The 15,914-nt window shown below is 53.6% G+C and carries 14 protein-coding genes; 11 read left to right on the plus strand and 3 right to left on the minus strand.

Features of this window, described 5'->3' with window-relative positions:
• Positions 1-3 precede the first annotated feature (3 nt).
• The 7 genes from miaA to MNU25_RS12655 all read left to right on the plus strand — a co-directional run bounded on the left by miaA (position 4) and on the right by MNU25_RS12655 (position 8,202).
• Positions 4-948: a tRNA (adenosine(37)-N6)-dimethylallyltransferase MiaA gene (miaA, locus tag MNU25_RS12625; RefSeq protein ID WP_240986834.1), complete on the plus strand. Its 945-nt coding sequence runs from the start codon at positions 4-6 to the stop codon at positions 946-948.
• Between the two features lie 47 nt (positions 949-995).
• Positions 996-1,250: an RNA chaperone Hfq gene (gene hfq / locus MNU25_RS12630; RefSeq protein WP_240985397.1), complete on the plus strand. Its 255-nt coding sequence runs from the start codon at positions 996-998 to the stop codon at positions 1,248-1,250.
• A 423-nt stretch (positions 1,251-1,673) separates the two neighbouring features.
• Complete coding sequence (gene typA / locus MNU25_RS12635; protein WP_240985398.1) at positions 1,674-3,497, plus strand: translational GTPase TypA; 1,824 nt, start codon at positions 1,674-1,676, stop codon at positions 3,495-3,497.
• Positions 3,498-3,697: 200 nt separating this feature from the next.
• Complete coding sequence (locus MNU25_RS12640) at positions 3,698-4,684, plus strand: AAA family ATPase (protein ID WP_240985399.1); 987 nt, start codon at positions 3,698-3,700, stop codon at positions 4,682-4,684.
• Positions 4,685-4,786: 102 nt separating this feature from the next.
• On the plus strand, positions 4,787-6,064 hold the full coding sequence (locus MNU25_RS12645; RefSeq protein WP_372503628.1) for a methionine gamma-lyase family protein: 1,278 nt from the start codon (positions 4,787-4,789) through the stop codon (positions 6,062-6,064).
• 63 nt (positions 6,065-6,127) lie between these two features.
• Positions 6,128-6,673 (plus strand): signal peptidase I, encoded by a 546-nt coding sequence (gene lepB / locus MNU25_RS12650; RefSeq protein WP_240986836.1) that lies wholly within the window; start codon positions 6,128-6,130, stop codon positions 6,671-6,673.
• Between the two features lie 407 nt (positions 6,674-7,080).
• Positions 7,081-8,202 carry a D-alanine--D-alanine ligase family protein gene (locus MNU25_RS12655; protein WP_240985400.1) on the plus strand — a complete coding sequence of 374 codons (1,122 nt, stop codon included), beginning with the start codon at positions 7,081-7,083 and terminating at the stop codon, positions 8,200-8,202.
• A 282-nt stretch (positions 8,203-8,484) separates the two neighbouring features.
• Here the strand turns inward: MNU25_RS12655 and lexA are convergent, their stop codons facing one another.
• Positions 8,485-9,102 carry a transcriptional repressor LexA gene (gene lexA, locus MNU25_RS12660; protein WP_240985401.1) on the minus strand — a complete coding sequence of 206 codons (618 nt, stop codon included), beginning with the start codon at positions 9,100-9,102 and terminating at the stop codon, positions 8,485-8,487.
• 211 nt (positions 9,103-9,313) lie between these two features.
• Here lexA and MNU25_RS12665 point away from each other — a divergent pair, with 211 nt between their 5' ends.
• The 4 genes from MNU25_RS12665 to MNU25_RS12675 all read left to right on the plus strand — a co-directional run bounded on the left by MNU25_RS12665 (position 9,314) and on the right by MNU25_RS12675 (position 13,414).
• The gene (locus MNU25_RS12665; RefSeq protein ID WP_240985402.1) at positions 9,314-10,093 is read left to right on the plus strand and encodes a M23 family metallopeptidase; all 780 of its coding nucleotides are present in this window, start codon (positions 9,314-9,316) and stop codon (positions 10,091-10,093) included.
• Between the two features lie 676 nt (positions 10,094-10,769).
• Positions 10,770-10,970 (plus strand): sigma factor-like helix-turn-helix DNA-binding protein, encoded by a 201-nt coding sequence (locus MNU25_RS20535; RefSeq protein WP_372503626.1) that lies wholly within the window; start codon positions 10,770-10,772, stop codon positions 10,968-10,970.
• A gap of 624 nt (positions 10,971-11,594) precedes the next feature.
• Positions 11,595-12,950: a YeiH family protein gene (locus MNU25_RS12670; RefSeq protein ID WP_240985403.1), complete on the plus strand. Its 1,356-nt coding sequence runs from the start codon at positions 11,595-11,597 to the stop codon at positions 12,948-12,950.
• A 98-nt stretch (positions 12,951-13,048) separates the two neighbouring features.
• Positions 13,049-13,414, plus strand: a complete 366-nt coding sequence (locus MNU25_RS12675) for a hypothetical protein (RefSeq protein ID WP_372503635.1) — start codon at positions 13,049-13,051, stop codon at positions 13,412-13,414.
• 65 nt (positions 13,415-13,479) lie between these two features.
• Here MNU25_RS12675 and citF read toward each other — a convergent pair whose 3' ends face one another.
• Together citF and MNU25_RS12685 are read right to left on the minus strand one after the other, a co-directional pair.
• Positions 13,480-15,024, minus strand: coding sequence for a citrate lyase subunit alpha (citF, locus tag MNU25_RS12680; RefSeq protein ID WP_240985405.1), 1,545 nt, complete (start codon positions 15,022-15,024; stop codon positions 13,480-13,482).
• A gap of 66 nt (positions 15,025-15,090) precedes the next feature.
• Positions 15,091-15,837: an HpcH/HpaI aldolase/citrate lyase family protein gene (locus tag MNU25_RS12685; RefSeq protein WP_240985406.1), complete on the minus strand. Its 747-nt coding sequence runs from the start codon at positions 15,835-15,837 to the stop codon at positions 15,091-15,093.
• Positions 15,838-15,914: the final 77 nt, after the last annotated feature.

Genomic DNA, 15,914 nt, shown 5'->3' on the forward strand with positions numbered 1-15,914 from the left:
GCAGTGCGTCCCTTTGTGGTCATCGTCGGGCCGACGGCAGTCGGAAAATCCGCTCTGGGTTTGGACTTGGCCCGGGCGGTCCGGGGAGAGATTATCTCGGGTGATTCCGTCCAGGTCTATAGAAAACTGGATATCGGCTCCGCCAAGACACCTCCGGGCGAAAGGGAGGGGGTCCCGCATCACTTGTTTGACTTCCTGGATCCCCGCGAACCTTATAGTGCAGCCCAATTTCAGGAAGCTGCCTCCCGGCTGATCTCAGAAATCCAGGCCAGGGACCATGTTCCCATCTTGGTCGGAGGTACGGGACTCTATGTCCGCTCCCTCCTGGACCCTTATCGCTTCAGTGAAAAAGGCTCGGGAGCAATCCGCCAAAAGTGGCTCAGCTTTCTGGCGCAAGAAGGGAAGGAGGCCCTCCACCGGGCGTTAGCAGAACGTGATCCACTGACAGCGGCCCGGCTCCATGTCAATGACCGGGTTCGGGTCATTCGCGCCCTGGAAGTGTTTGAATTAACCGGGCGGCCTCTCTCCGGGACGAGAACCGCCTCAGATAAGGTGTACGCCCCACTGGCTCCCAACACAATCTACATCGGCCTGGAAGCGCCGCGCGAGATTCTCTACCGCCGCATCGATGAGCGCTGCGCGGAAATGATCCGGGAGGGCTTGGTCGAGGAGACGGCAGACCTCCTGCATAGCGGCTATAGTCGTGAACTCAAACCCCTTCAGAGTCTGGGTTACCGGCATGTCCTCTGGTACCTCCGGGGACTGGCCACCCTGCCCGAAGCGCTGCGCTTAATGCAAAGGGATACCAGGCATTTTGCCAAACGTCAATTTACCTGGTTTCGACGCGACCCGCGTATCACCTGGTATGACATCTCACGCTTCTCGCCAAATCGTATACTCGCAGACGTGATCTGCACTTGCAGAGCTTTGGAAACTCGTGTAGAATGAATGTGTGGAACAGCGATTTAGTAAACAATGGTGATGGAGGGAGAAATATGAATAAGTCGTCCATCAATTTGCAGGATGGTTTTCTCAATCAGGTGCGCAAAGAAAACTTGCCCGTGACGATTTACCTCGTCAACGGATTTCAGCTGAAGGGAATCGTTCGCGGATTTGATAATTTTACGGTTGTCATAGAATTCGAGGGAAAACAGCAGATGGTCTACAAACATGCCATTTCTACGGTCATGCCGATTCGCCCGATCAATTTGGCTCAAGCTACCGCTCAACCTGAAGAGCCTCACGAATAGGAGCTTTAGCTTAGAAAATCCGGCCGTTGGCCGGATTTTTTCTCGCCTATCGGAATCTCACTCGCAGCGCGCAAGGGGTCGGTGGGCCCAGACGCTCGCTTAGCCATAAAACCAAAAGAGCCGCTCACTCGCAGCGCGCAAGGGTAAGGTCGGTGCGCGTCCGCGGCAGGCGGAGTGGCCGGACGGGCAGAGCGCGCTCCGTCTGTATACGGCCGCAGCTTGAGCCGGGAACTCCGACCGGGCGCAAACGCCGCTGATGGCCGTCGAAAGCAGTCGAACGCCTCTGAGCGCCGCTGACAGCCGTTTAGAAAGTGCAAAAAGTGCCAAACTGTTGTTGCCTTTTGATGATCTGTATAATATACTGAAAGGTAGTGCATTTTTTGACGAATAGGCACAGCATAACCAAGAAGAAGGGGAAATTCAGTGGAGACTGCCAATTTACGCAATATCGCAATCATAGCTCACGTTGACCACGGGAAAACGACACTCGTCGACGCGATGCTGAAACAAAGCGGAACTTTCCGGGCTAACCAGCAGGTCATGGAGCGGGTCATGGACTCCAATGACCTGGAACGGGAACGCGGCATCACGATTCTGTCAAAGAACACCTCCGTGCATTGGCGAGGAACGAAAATCAACATCGTGGACACACCCGGCCATGCGGATTTCGGCGGAGAAGTGGAACGGGTGCTGAAAATGGTTAACGGCGTCCTCTTAATCGTGGATGCCTTCGAGGGGCCGATGCCGCAGACGAGGTTTGTGCTGCGAAAAGCGCTGGAGCTGAAACTCACTCCGATTGTCGTGGTCAATAAAATAGATCGCGCCGATGCGCGCCCGGAGGAAGTGGTGGATGAAGTTCTTGATCTCTTCATCGAACTGGGCGCGGACGAGGATCAACTGGATTTTCCGGTGATTTATGCATCCGCCCGGCAAGGATCTACCGGGACGGCACCGGACCGGATCGAGCCGACCCTGGAACCTCTTTTTAACATGATCATGGCCCACATTCCCGCACCCCAAGTCGACCTCGAGGCCCCGGTGCAGCTTCTGGTAACCACACTGGATTATGACGACTATGTGGGAAAAATCGTCGTAGGGCGGATTGTGCGCGGTGCGATTCATCAAGGAGAGCAGGTTACCTTGATCAAGCGGGACGAAACTTATGAGAAAGCCAAGATCGGCAAAGTCTATGTCTTTGAAGGGCTGCAGCGTGTTGATGTTCCCGTGGCCGCGGCCGGGGAAATCGTGGCATTGACCGGCTTGACCACGGCCAACATCGGAGAAACTGTGGCCTGTGCCCTAAACCCCGAGGCTTTGCCGACGATCGAAGTGGATGAGCCGACCCTGAGCATGAATTTTATCGTCAACGACAGCCCCTTCGCAGGACTGGAGGGGGAATTTGTCACTTCGCGCAAACTCAGGGAACGCCTTTTCAAAGAGGTTGAAACCAATGTCAGTTTGCAGGTCGAGGAAACCGATTCCGCGGACAGCTTCAAGGTATCCGGCCGGGGAGAACTCCACCTGTCCATTTTGATTGAAAACATGCGCCGGGAAGGGTACGAACTCCAGGTCTCGAAACCCGAAGTGATCTACAGGACGATTAACGGTGAAAAATGCGAACCCATCGAGTTCCTGATTGCCGACGTGCCGGAGAACTCCGTGGGGGCGGTGATGGAACTTTTGGGTCGGCGCAAGGCCGAGATGGTCAATATGATAACACTTTCCCCAACTCAAGTCCGGCTGGAATTCAAGGTGCCTGCCCGCGGGCTGATCGGTTTCCGTAACGAATTTCTCACGGAGACGCGTGGGGAAGGCATGATGAGCCATGTCTTTCACGGCTATGAGCCCTACAAAGGGGAGATTTCCGGGCGCAACCGCGGGGCTCTGATCGCCTTTGAAAACGGAGAAGCCACAACTTACGGCCTTTACCAAGCGCAAGAGAGGGGCCGGATCTTCATTGAGCCGGGAATCAAAGTTTATGAGGGAATGATTGTGGGAGAAAACAGCCGGGAACAGGATATTGAAGTCAACGTGGCCAAAAAGAAACACGTTACGAATATGCGCTCGAGCACGGCCGACGAGGCCCTGCGTTTGGAAAAAGCCGTGGTCTTCACTCTCGAGCAGGCCCTTGAATTTATTGAAGAAGACGAACTGGTCGAGATCACCCCGAAAAGCATTCGTTTGCGCAAAAAGTTCCTCGATCATCCCTCCCGGGTCCGCTATGCTAAAAGTCTGACCGGCAGCTGAAGGGCCCGCGCTGAATCTCCCCTAAAGCCAGGGGCATGCGGCTAAGCCTCTTGGTCAGACGCCGGCGTGAATGCAACTCGTTTATGCCGCCGGCTGAGAGTGTCTTGAGCCGGGAGACGGTTTTGACAGCAAATTTTGTGGCACCTTTCGCCCGATCCGCGCGTATAGTAATAAGGATGGGAGGGAGGTGCCCCTTTTTCATGCCAATACGCGTCACTTTTCGGCCCGACCGGCAAGCCCCTCCGGTAGTGGAGTCTCCTCAGCCTGCGGAGACGCACCCGCAAGGAGCACCCCCGCTGCGCAAGGGCTCAGGCGCCGCTCCCGGGAAGAACTCCGCTTCGTTCGGCCGAAGCGCGGTTCAAGCGACGGAGAAAGAGCGCGTCAATGAGATTCTCAGTGAATTGGATGAACTCATCGGACTTATTTCAGTTAAACGCTTGATTCGGGAGCTGCAAGCTTATGTGGAAATCCAAAAAAGGCGCACCCGAGAAAAGCTCGTGGCGGAGCCTTTAGTCCTACATATGATTTTCCGGGGAAATCCCGGAACCGGAAAAACCACCGTAGCCCGCATCATCGGCAGACTCTTTAAAGAAATGGGCGTCCTGCAGAAAGGACATATCATCGAATGCGAGCGGGCGGACCTGGTGGGGGAATACATCGGTCACACGGCTCAAAAAACCCGGGAACAGGTAAAGAAGGCTTTGGGTGGCGTCCTTTTTATCGATGAAGCTTACTCTTTGGCCAGAGGCGGAGAAAAAGATTTCGGCAAAGAAGCGATCGACGCCCTGGTTAAAGCGATGGAAGACCAAAAGGATAACCTGATTCTCATTTTGGCCGGATACCGTCAGGAAATGGAATGGTTTTTGCAAACCAATCCCGGGTTGCGTTCCCGTTTCCCCATCCATATCGATTTCCCGGATTATTCTTTGGAAGAACTTTTGGCCATCGGCCGCAGTATGTTTAACCAGCGTCAGTACACTTTGACTCCGGAGGCGCAGGAATCCCTGCGGCGGATCCTGCAAGGGCTTTTGCATCTCCATCCCTATGCGGGCAATGCCCGTCTGATTCGCAACCTGGTGGAGCGGACCGTCCGCAAACAGGCTGTCCGCCTTTTTCAGAATGCCTCTTCTACCCGCGAGGAACTGATGGAGATCATAGCGGCGGACCTGGACTGGGACGAAGTTTAGGGGTTTAGGGACACTTCAGTTGCCAACAGCCGCCCGGCAGGAGTATACTAGCAGAAGTATGTGGGTAAGTATTGTTACATTTGGCTTGAGGGGGCTCAGGTATTGACATCCCAGGTATTGTTAACCCAAGAAGAGCTGCCGGAAAGAATCCGCAAGGCGCGGGTTACGGCTGAGGGTAAACTGCGGGAACAGCTGGAAGTCCTGCAAGAAGGTTTCGAACATAATCATGCCAAGGTTCTTCGGGCTTTTCAGGCGGAGAAGGTCTCATCTTATCACTTGCAGGGTTCAAACGGTTACGGTTTGGGGGACGCCGGCCGTGAAACCCTAGATCGTGTCATGGCCAGAATATTGGGGACGGAAGCTGCTCTGGTCAGGGGTCAGTTTGTCTCGGGCACCCATGCCATTGCCGTCGCCTTGTTCGCGGTCCTGCGTCCGGGAGACCACCTCCTTTCTGTCACCGGAGACCCGTATGACACTCTGGAGGAGGTCATTGGCCTCCGAGGCCAGGGCCAGGGGAGCCTGCTGGACTTCGGCGTCAGTTACTCCTCTATTTCGCTGGGCCCGGAGGGGACGATACAGTATGCGTTGCTGGAGCAGGCGATTCGGCCGGAAACCCGTTTGCTCCTGGTTCAGCGTTCCAGAGGGTACGCCTGGCGGGACGCTTTAAGTATCGCCCAGATTTCCGAGTTGGTGGACTACATTCATAGGCTCCATCCGGGGATCTTGATCTTCGTAGACAACTGTTACGGAGAACTGGTGGAAACACGCGAACCCGGCGACGTCGGGGCCGATCTCATGGCAGGTTCACTGATCAAGAATTTGGGCGGAAGCCTCGCTCCCACCGGAGGGTATATCGCCGGTCGCCGCGAGTTGGTGGAACTGGCAGGTCAGCGCCTGACCGCGCCCGGTATCGGAGGGGAAGTGGGGGCTACCTTGGAAGGGCAGCGCCTTTTCTTCCAGGGACTTTTTTTCAGCCCGCTGACTGTCAGCGAAGCCCTAAAAGGTGCGATCTTTGCCGCGGCCTTTTGGCAGGCCCTGGGATTCGAGGTCCATCCTCTGCCGGAGTCGGCGCGTTCCGACCTCATCCAGGCGGTCAAATTGAACTCGAAAGAAAAGATGATTGCTTTTTGCCAGGGGTTGCAGAAAGGTTCCCCGGTGGATGCGCATGTTCTGCCGATCCCGGCCGGCATGCCCGGCTATGGGGACGAAGTGATCATGGCCGGAGGAACTTTTGTGCAAGGGGCAACCAGCGAATTTTCCGCGGACGGGCCCTTGCGTGAACCGTACATCGCCTACCAGCAAGGCGGCATATCTTACGCTTATGTGAAGCTGGGAAACATTCTGGCGGCTCTGCAATTATGGCAAGACGCCCTCTTGTAAACGGCCTCTTGTACAACGAACATCTAAGCAGCAAGGAAGGTGTAAAATGTGGACGAGCCGCAGATGAATGTCGAGGAGCCGCGCAAAAGCGGCGGACGCTTCCTTTTGGAACTTGTGGAAATTGTCCTGATCGCTTTTGTCCTTTCCTGGGCTATCAGGACCTATGTGATCGAGGCGCGGGTTATCCCGACGGGATCGATGCTGCCGACGATTCAACTTCAGGACCGGGTCATCGTGGACAAGTTCTTCTTCAAGTATTTTGATCACATCCGCAGGGGTGACATTATTGTCTTTCGTCCGCCCGCGGCCGCCCATTCCCAGGAGGATTTCATCAAACGCGTTATCGGTTTGCCCGGGGATAAGATTCAGATTAAAGACCATAAAACCTATGTCAACGGCAAAGCCCTCTACGAACCTTACCTGCTCGCTCCCGAACAGGGAAGCTACGGACCTGTGGTCGTCCCGCCGGGGGATCTTTTCGTGATGGGGGACAACCGCAATAACAGCGACGACTCCAGGGTCTGGGGCTTTCTGCCCCTGAAAAATGTCACCGGCCGGGCCCTGTTCCGCTACTGGCCGCTGAGTCGATTCGGACCGCTCGCCAAATGAGCCGCTTGGCTTTTCCTGACCCCTGACGCGACGCCGCTTCGCTGCGAGCAGCTGCCAGTGAATATTTTCTCAGGGAGGCCTTGACGAGAACGGCTGCACGCTTAAGGACAGGGGAAATACCTTCCGCCCACGTGAAGCCGGAAAACTTTCCGGCGGCTTGGCCGTTTTGGCAAGACACCTGCTGCAAAACCTAAAGGCTGCTCCGACCTCGGGGTATGATACTGATACGTTGCGCGTAGATATATAGAGTAAACTCGTTTGGCAGAAGCTGAACATCGCGCTAGCGTCCTCCGGACACTGTCGCCGAACGGCCAGCTTGCAAAAAATACTTGTCTGGTAGGGAACACTCCAGCCCGCAGAAGTGGGAGTCTCGCGATTGGATAAACCGGTGAAAGGGAGTGGATAGCTTGCAAGATACGTCCTTACGCGTCGCTTTATTGTTCGGCGGCCAATCCGGAGAACACGAGGTATCCGTTAACTCCGCCAAATCTGTGCTTCAGGCCATTGACCGCGGCAAGTACGGTGTTGAAACTGTCTGGATAGCTCAGAACGGACGTTGGTATTGGGGAATCACGCCGGACCAAGTTCTTAAGCAAGGTGTCGGGGCTTCTGCGCCCGGTGAGTTCGGGCGGGACGGGGTACAAGTGACCTTGGTTCACGACCCGGAAAATCCGCATTTTATGGCCTTGGATCGCCGGGAACTTCCCAACGGGGGCCGGGTGAACCTTGTCTTTCCGGTTCTGCACGGTCCGTTTGGGGAAGACGGCACTCTGCAGGGCCTCTTGGAGATGGCGAATCTTCCCTACGTAGGTTCCGGAGTATTGGGTTCCGCGCTCGGTATGGATAAAGACCGGATGAAAGCTGTCTTTGCCCAGGCGGGTTTGCCCTTGGCACACTATCTGACATTTTTGCGCGCCGAAATACGCCGTGATGCGGAAGGCTGCATCCATCGTATCGCGGAAAACCTCGGCTTTCCTTGTTTTGTTAAACCCGCAAATCTGGGATCCAGCGTCGGCATCAGCAAGGCTCATGACAACCTTGAACTTAGGCGTTCCTTGGAACTTGCGGCAATTTATGACCGGAAGATAGTAGTTGAAGAAAATATCCGCGGGCGTGAAATCGAGGTCAGCGTCCTGGGCAACGACGAAGCCCGGGCTTCGCTCCCGGGCGAGATCCTGCCTGCCCGGGAATTTTATGATTATGAAGCCAAGTATCAGGATTCCGCCTCCCGCCTTCTCATCCCGGCCCCGCTCAGTCCCGCGCTTCAAGCTGATTTACAGGCGACCGCCGTTAAAGCCTTTCGGGCCGTGGATGCCTCGGGATTGGGCCGGGTCGATTTCTTTGTCACGGCTGATGACAAAATCGTGCTCAACGAAATAAACACCATGCCTGGCTTTACCCAGATTTCCATGTACGCCAAGTTATGGGAAGCCACCGGGATCCCTTATGGGGAACTCGTTGACCGCCTCATCACTCTTGGCTTGGAACGGTTCCGGGACACCCGGAATCGGAAAATAGCCAGGGTCTGACTGAACCAATCCCTCCGCCGGCAGCAGCTTCCGCTCCGGAGCACCCCCGAATATAGCCAAGGTCTGACTGAGCCAATCCCTTCCGCCGGCAGCAGCTTCCGCTCCGGAGCACCCCCGAATATAGCCAAGGTCTGACTGAACCCATCCCTTCCGCCCACCTGAGAACGTGGAGTCAGAACAAGTACTTAAATTATGGATATTCACCGGTATTGCTTGCATATGTAAGAGCGCCCGCACACTTATGACCAAAGTCGCAAGTGTACGGGCGCCGTCCGTACCTGCTCAACGGATATAGCGAAAGACCCCTATGACTTTACCCAAAATAACCGCATCTTGGGTAAAAATAGGATCCATGGCGGAATTTTCGGGCTGAAGGCGAATCAGGTTCTTTTCTTTAAAAAAGCGTTTGACAGTCGCTTCCTCGCCGATCATCGCCACTACAATTTCCCCGTTGCGGGCTGAGTTCTGCTGCCGGACCACGATATAATCCCCATCCAATATTCCGACATCTATCATGCTGTCACCCTGCACCTTCAGCATGAAGACGGAATCGTCGTGAACAAAATCGGCCGGCAGGGGAAAATAGTCCTCAATGTTTTGCAGAGCCAGAATGGGTTTACCGGCTGTCACGCGGCCCACCACCGGCACGTGAACCATGCGCTTCTTCGGGTCCTCATCACTGGCACTGCTCAATATCTCGATGGCCCGGGGTTTCGTCGGGTCTCTACGAATATACCCTCGCTCTTCCAGGGTTTGCAGATGACCGTGTACGGTCGAACTGGAGGCAAGTCCTACCGCGTCTCCAATTTCGCGTACAGAGGGGGGATACCCTTTTTTGCGGATTTCGCTTTTGATAAAGTCGAGGATAGCCGTTTGGCGTTGAGATAAATCAGGATACATACATTTCACCCCTAAATCATTTTTTTTGCCCACTATGTACACACCACGTACGTCCGAATAGCTTGGAATTATTGACACCACAACAGTGATGAATTATTACCACTACTTTACCACATCTTTCTCCGTATTGCAAACAGATGTTCGCAGTATGAACTCTTCTTTTTCCAATACTTTATCCATAGTGTAGTGTATAGGGAAAGGAGAGACCGACATGCCAAAGACCCACCGCTGCCGAGAAATCGTGCTGCTCCCTCTGCTTCTTATTTTAGGCATGATCGCGTGGGCCGCCTTGCATCACCCTCCCGGAGGCACACTCAATGATTGGTCCTATCTGGCGTCTGTACCCGCTCCGCTGGTGCTGCAGGCACATGAAGAGGGGAAACTAATTTCTCCCGGAGCCTGGGCCGACATCCTCGCTCTGCGTTCAACCTTGCCGCGCAATTGTGGCCCGTTGGTTGCCCAGCTGAAAGAGGGCATGAAATTCACCGGCCTCAACTGGGCGGGTATCGCCAAGAGTGATGCCAAAACGGTTGCCTATCGAAGAACGCTGCTGCTAAAATACCCCGTTTTTCAAATCGGCGCCTATACTTTCCCGGTCAACGGCAGGCATTGGTATGAGGATACTTTCGGCGCCGGACGGGAAGGGGGAAAACGACGGCACGAAGGCACCGATATTTTCGGCAGTGAAGGAACCCCGATTGTCAGTGCCTGTTCCGGCAAAATCGAGCGGCTTGGCTGGAATCGCTTGGGGGGAGAGAGAGTCGGAGTGCGCGGAGACGATGGGAATTATTATTATTATGCTCACCTGCAAAAGATCTCGCCCGGACTTCAGCGGGGGCAAAGAGTTGCCAGGGGAGAAACCTTGGGGACAATGGGACACACCGGGGATGCTCTCACTACTCCCGACCACCTGCACTTTGGCATAGAGATCCCGGATGGCCACTGGATCAATCCTTATCAGTTCTTGCGGGTTTGGGAAGAAAATTCTTGAACCGCTGAGGCCCATGAACATACCTGCCTTTTCCCTCCGGTTAAGACCATAGGGCTTGGCGATAGGCAGTCCGACGGCCCCAACGGCTGCGACAGCTCCCGCACAAAGTTGACGCAGCCGGGTGTTAGGAGCTATACTTGCCCTGACGGAATCTTGTCCCCGAGGCTAGGTTCGTACGAGGGCATGGCTATTGCCGTCATAGCTGATGAAAACATGCAACGTAAAAGATCGAGCAAAAACCGTGGCAAAAAGCGACCTTAGAATTCAACAGGATGGGCAAGGAAAAATGCGTAAAGCCGGAGAACCATGTATTTTAGAAGACAGGATTTGTGACGAGTGCGGAGAATGCGACCGCTGTGAATTGAATCCCGACAAAATTTGTGATAACTGTTGTAAATGCCTGGATGAGGGCGCAGATTACCTCGAAGTGAGAATAGACGATATTCTTATCTCCGAAGAGAAGCCCAAGCCAAGAGCCGGCAGGCGCACCTACCGTTTCAAAAGCCGGCCTGACCGTCAGTGAGACACAGTGACGCACAGGGCGTGGCTGAAAAAGGGGAAAGCTCTGTAATGAAGGTCAGGTTACCTGACGGCCATCGTCGGAAAATGCTTGCCCGTAGCGCGGGGGAGCAAAACGGGCGAAAGAGGAAATGGCGTTGCAGAGGGGGAGGCCTAATTGTATACCCGCGAGCAAATAGTCGCAGCTGTCGAGAATTGTCTGAGCGAACGCGAACAGCAGATAATTAAGACGAGATTTGGCCTCGATAGTGGAGTCACGGTAACTTTGGCCGAAATCGAGTTGATATACGGACTCACCCGAGAGCAAGTACGCTTGTTGGAAAAACAGTTGCTCACATATGTAAGGACAAGCAACTAGGGACGCGCTTCGGAATTTGTCGGCCCGGGCCATTTAAAATTGCGATTTTACAAAAGCTGTATGTGGTTTTAGAATGTGGGTAAGATCGAACTCGGTGAAGGCCGGAGTCTATAATACCGAAAGGAGGGAGTATTTCGCCCAGCTAAACCCTGCAAGGTAAACCCACAAACCCCGTCGTCGGCAAATTGTGATGCGGATTTAGGCAAATTTTGACGCGGATGTAAGGGTATTTGACCGGCGCGAACGGTGCGAAAGGGGGGAAGCGGTTGACTGAATAACTATCGAATCGTCCTAAAAACATGTCAGGTCCTACAATGCCCCCTAATCATACGTAAAAAATTAGTCTCTTAATAAAGGATATATTATGAAAGTTCCCGCTTTCCTAATAGAGAAGGATGAAGATCTATTCTGCGGGAAGCCTCCGGCGGGTGGCGTGAAACCATCCGTTAAGCCATGTTGGTGCGGCAGACGACTGAGACACAAGAGTAACGGAGATTAGGGGATTAGGGGAAGCTTTTGGGGCGAATCAGGCTAAAAAGAGAGAAGAAAGAGAAAAGAGAAAAGAGAGAGGAGAGAAAAAAGAAAGAAAATAGAAGAGTGAGCATTTAACAAGGAGGATGGCCAATGAGTAACATCTCCCTCGTCAACAAGAGCACACCCACAACACCGGGAAGCGGTTCGGGGCTCTTGAAGAAAGAAGACTATTGGGCTGTTTGGATCGGTTTGGGGACGGTTATCCTATCTATTATTCTGTGGGCTGCCGGCAGCACTGCCATGCCTGCTCTCGCCGTCAGTTTCCCGGCCTGGGACCAGTTCAGCAAGGTCTCTGTCTATTTCCATTCGCACTGGGGCGGAATCGTGGCGCTCTGGTTCTGTTTCTTGGTCGTATTTTCCATCGCCGTAAAAGTGCTTGGCCATAATCTGAAAAGCTTTATTCCCGGATTCACCATCTTGTTCATCCTGGGCGTCATTGTTTCGATCTTGGGTGCTTCGTCCCTGGCCAAGAAATGGAGTCTGGAGCCGCCGTTGATGGCCCTCTTGGTCGGACTAATTCTCGGCAATGTGGTCCCTTTGCCCAAATGGCTGGATACCGCTTTCCGCACAGAATTCTACGTCAAGACAGGAATCGTCTTAATGGGGGCTACGCTCCCTTTCACCATCATTCTGCAGTCAGGCCCTATGGCCTTTTTGCAGGCGACCATTGTCGCTGTTTCCACCTTTCTCACCATCTACTGGATAGGAACAAGGCTTTTCCATCTAGACAAGCGCTTTTCCACAGCGCTGGCAGCGGGCGGCTCAATATGCGGAGTCTCCGCCGCCATTGCCATCGGAGGCTCGGTTAAGGCTGAAAAAAACCACGTTTCCGTAGCCATCTCTTTGGTTGTGGTTTGGGCCATTATAATGGTTTTTGCCTTGCCTATCGTGATCAAAGCTTTGGGTATCTCCCCGGGGCCCGGCGGGGCCTGGATCGGAACTTCCGAATTCGCTGATGCTGCTGGAATAGCGGCGGCGGCGTCCATCAGTGAGCAAGCGATCAAGACCTTCACCCTCATGAAAGTCGTCGGCAGGGATATGTTTGTCGGTATCTGGTGTTTCATCATGGCTCTCATTGCCGTGACCAAATGGGAACGCCGAGAGGATGGCCGCAAACCCAATGGCAAGGAGATCTGGTTCCGTTTCCCCAAATTTGTCCTTGGCTTTTTCGCTGCCTCGATCGTTGTCACTTTGCTCATTGCTTCGGTCGACGCCCCTACCGCCAAAACGGTATCGGCCAATATTGTCGGTCCGATCTCAATGATTCGGCTTTGGGCCTTCATCTTTACTTTTCTCTGCATTGGTTTGACCACGCGTTTCAAAGAACTCGCCGCCGTGGGCTGGCGGCCCTTTGCAGCTTTTACTGCGGGGGTCATCGTAAACGTTCCACTCGGCTACATTTTGTCCGTCCTCGTTCTCGGCGGGTACTGGACAATGGTAAAATGAGAACTGTTGCCAAGATGATAATGTGACGAGGCGGGGTCCCCCTTGCCGGGGGACCCCGTTTTGCCGGACAGCAGGGCAGGAAGGCTGAGGTGAATTTCATGCGCCCCGAAAACGAAACCTGCATCCAAAAAGTCCAGCTCGATTTTCCTTTCTTTTCCGACTGCGGCTGGGACCAAGGAACCACTCCTTGGCAAAGATTGACCAAGACCCGGGGGCTCACTCCCGATACGCTGCGGCAAGGGCAAAAGTTTATCATGTGGCGCCTGGAAAGAATCGCCTCCATGATGGAAATCCTATTGGACATGCATGAGGATTGGCAGTTGGTCGGCCAGAAAGACCGGATTCTAATGGAAACCGTCAGCCTGGACTTTAACCGAGCTCTTCAGGTTTTGAGGCAAAACGGGTTTTCCGATCAGGAATTCATTCTCACCGTAGAGTACTTGCGCAAATGGGGCATGCTTTAAGCATCGGGTGGGGTAAATACCATCACGCCTCATCCTTATGCCCCATCCTTAGGAAACAGCTGCCTCTAATCCAGAGGTTTTTTGACGACATCAATTACGCTGCCGTCGCGATATTCAACGACCGCAACGATTTCATCGCTGAAGGGGATGGGTTTGGGGACTCCCGTCAGCCGTTCGGCCATTTCTCTCAATGTCTCGATGGGCACGAGCGGAAGAGCCGAATCTTTTAGCTTCTCTATCAGGTCGCTCCGCCGGGGATTGATCGCGATGCCGCGTTCCGTTACGAGAACATCGACCGTTTCTCCCGGCGTGGCGACAGTCGTGACCTTGCTCTTGACAACAGGCAGACGCCCTTTAATCAGGTTCGTTACGATAATGGCGAGTTTGGAGCCTGCGGCAGTATCGTTATGTCCGCCCGAGCCCCCCATAATGATCCCGTCCGATCCCGTGATGACGTTCACGTTAAAGTCGGTATCAATTTCTGTGGCTCCCAGGATCATGATATCCAAATTATTGACTAAGGCGCCTTTTGTATTGGGATTTCCATAAAGTGACCCACTCATGCCTTGATGTTTGGGATTATCCCGGTAGGATGCGATCGCTTTCAAATCAAAGCACTGTACGTCGAACACGGAACGGAAGAGGCCTTCATTCATCATGTCAACGATGTAGCCGGTTACTCCGCCCGCGGCAAAACTGCCGACGACCTTCTTTTCTTTCATGCGTTTTCTCACTTCGGCTGTAACAGCCAAAGAAGTCCCACCGGCGCCGGACTGAAACGACATCCCGTCTTTGATGTAGCCTGCTTCGTCGATGAACTGTGCAGCCAGGCTGGCAATCCGCAGGCCGACCGGGTCCTTGGTGACACTGAGGGTGCCGGAGACAATCCCGCTGGGATCGCCGATGGAATCTACAGTGACCACATAATCGACGTAATCTTGACTAATCTCGATAGGACAAGCGGGATAAGGAACAAGATTATCGGTGATTACCACGACTTTGTCGGCGTACTCTGCATCGGCAATCCCGTAGGACAAGGTCCCGCAGGCGGCCTTTCCCTGCACGCCGTTGATATTTCCGTAAGCGTCTGCGGTCGGCGCTCCGATGAAGGCTACATCGATATGCAGTTCTCCGCCCTCGATCGCTCTCGGCCTGCCCCCGTGGCTTCTGAGCACAGCTGGGTTTTTCAGGTATCCCTTCATTATCGCCTTAGCGACAGCCCCGGGGGAGATGTAACTTGCGGACAGACCTGTGACGACCCCTCGCTTAATGTAGTCAACCAAAGGCTCGTGGATCGGAAAGATATGCGTTGCCGCAAGATGCAGATCTCTAATTCCCTTCGCGGCAATGACTTCCATGACCTGATTGATCACATAGTCTCCGTTTCTCAGATGGGAGGGAAAGGAGATGGTCATGCCGTCTCTAAGGTTGACTTTTTCGATCGCTTCATCAATACTCTCTAAGAGTTTAGTTTTACCCGGTTGTACCGAGTCCAGCCGGACGGCGACTTTCCGCACCTGTCCATAGCCGGCGAAAGCGCCGGCAAACGGCTTTACTTCCCCATATCCTTTAATAAACTCCGGCAGTTCAACACCCGCAGCGTTTTTCATTCTATCCACCCATTCACAAATAATATCGCGGCCACAGTTGCAAATTCAGCACTTTGGATTTTAGTGCTAGATATATGTTTGCGGAAATGCGGCCTGCTTTAAGGAGGCGTCAAAGACGATGTTGATCGTCTCGACTTGGCGGCCATCAATCGCAGCCTTGCCCGTAAACCCTAAGAGGTTCGCCTTTTCGGTATCCATTTCCAAGCCTTCACTGTCATTGATGTCCATATAAGGGGTGTCGATCACTTCAATCCCAGCCGCACGGCAGGCCATGGACACTTTGCTCCGGGCATAGAGGATTTCGTCACCTTCTTTAGTCCGCTTGCTGCCATAGTCCGCGGCTAAGTCCTCGGCGTTGAGAAAAGCGGCCGTGACCCGTGATGAGGCATTAATGGTGCTGTGGACACTTTCGAGTCCGACAATGTTGTCGATCATTGGAATAAGCTTAATGCTTTCCTCTTCAAAACCTTGAGCTTTCTCGATTTCGGAGAGCAGGTTTGCCAGGGCTTGAATATCTTCCGCCCTAGCTTTCGGGATCATGAAAGCGTACGGTTTAACCGGGGCAATCGTCTTCACATCTTTAAGCCCGTACTCACTGCTGAGTGGATTGATTCTGACGATAACCTCGACGTTGGAGTAATCTAAAAACCGGAGAGCTTCCTTGACCAAAATCCTGGCACTGTCCTTCTCAGTGGCTGGAACTCTCCGCGCAAGGTCGATTACAATAGAATCCGGATCGAAGACAGGTGCGTTCTGAAGCATCTTTGGCTCATTGCCTGAGACAAAATACATGCTTCGTGCATTCTTTTGCATAACTATTATCTCCGTTTCCCCAGTTCGTTTCTCTGTCTGGTTTTTTGTCTGGTAAATCTATTCTTACTTTGAGATTT

Source organism: Acididesulfobacillus acetoxydans, from assembly GCF_902729405.1.
GTDB lineage: Bacteria > Bacillota > Desulfitobacteriia > Desulfitobacteriales > Desulfitobacteriaceae > Acididesulfobacillus > Acididesulfobacillus acetoxydans.

What these genes read in the sequence shown, in the direction of transcription:
- MNU25_RS12685 (WP_240985406.1), bottom strand. Translation starts at nt 15,837, where the DNA reads ATGCAAAAGAATGCACGAAGCATGTATTTTGTCTCAGGCAATGAGCCA.
- citF (WP_240985405.1), bottom strand. Translation starts at nt 15,024, where the DNA reads ATGAAAAACGCTGCGGGTGTTGAACTGCCGGAGTTTATTAAAGGATAT.
- MNU25_RS12670 (WP_240985403.1), top strand. Translation starts at nt 11,595, where the DNA reads ATGAGTAACATCTCCCTCGTCAACAAGAGCACACCCACAACACCGGGA.
- lepB (WP_240986836.1), top strand. Translation starts at nt 6,128, where the DNA reads ATGAATGTCGAGGAGCCGCGCAAAAGCGGCGGACGCTTCCTTTTGGAA.
- MNU25_RS12640 (WP_240985399.1), top strand. Translation starts at nt 3,698, where the DNA reads ATGCCAATACGCGTCACTTTTCGGCCCGACCGGCAAGCCCCTCCGGTA.
- MNU25_RS12675 (WP_372503635.1), top strand. Translation starts at nt 13,049, where the DNA reads ATGCGCCCCGAAAACGAAACCTGCATCCAAAAAGTCCAGCTCGATTTT.
- lexA (WP_240985401.1), bottom strand. Translation starts at nt 9,102, where the DNA reads ATGTATCCTGATTTATCTCAACGCCAAACGGCTATCCTCGACTTTATC.
- hfq (WP_240985397.1), top strand. Translation starts at nt 996, where the DNA reads ATGAATAAGTCGTCCATCAATTTGCAGGATGGTTTTCTCAATCAGGTG.
- MNU25_RS12665 (WP_240985402.1), top strand. Translation starts at nt 9,314, where the DNA reads ATGCCAAAGACCCACCGCTGCCGAGAAATCGTGCTGCTCCCTCTGCTT.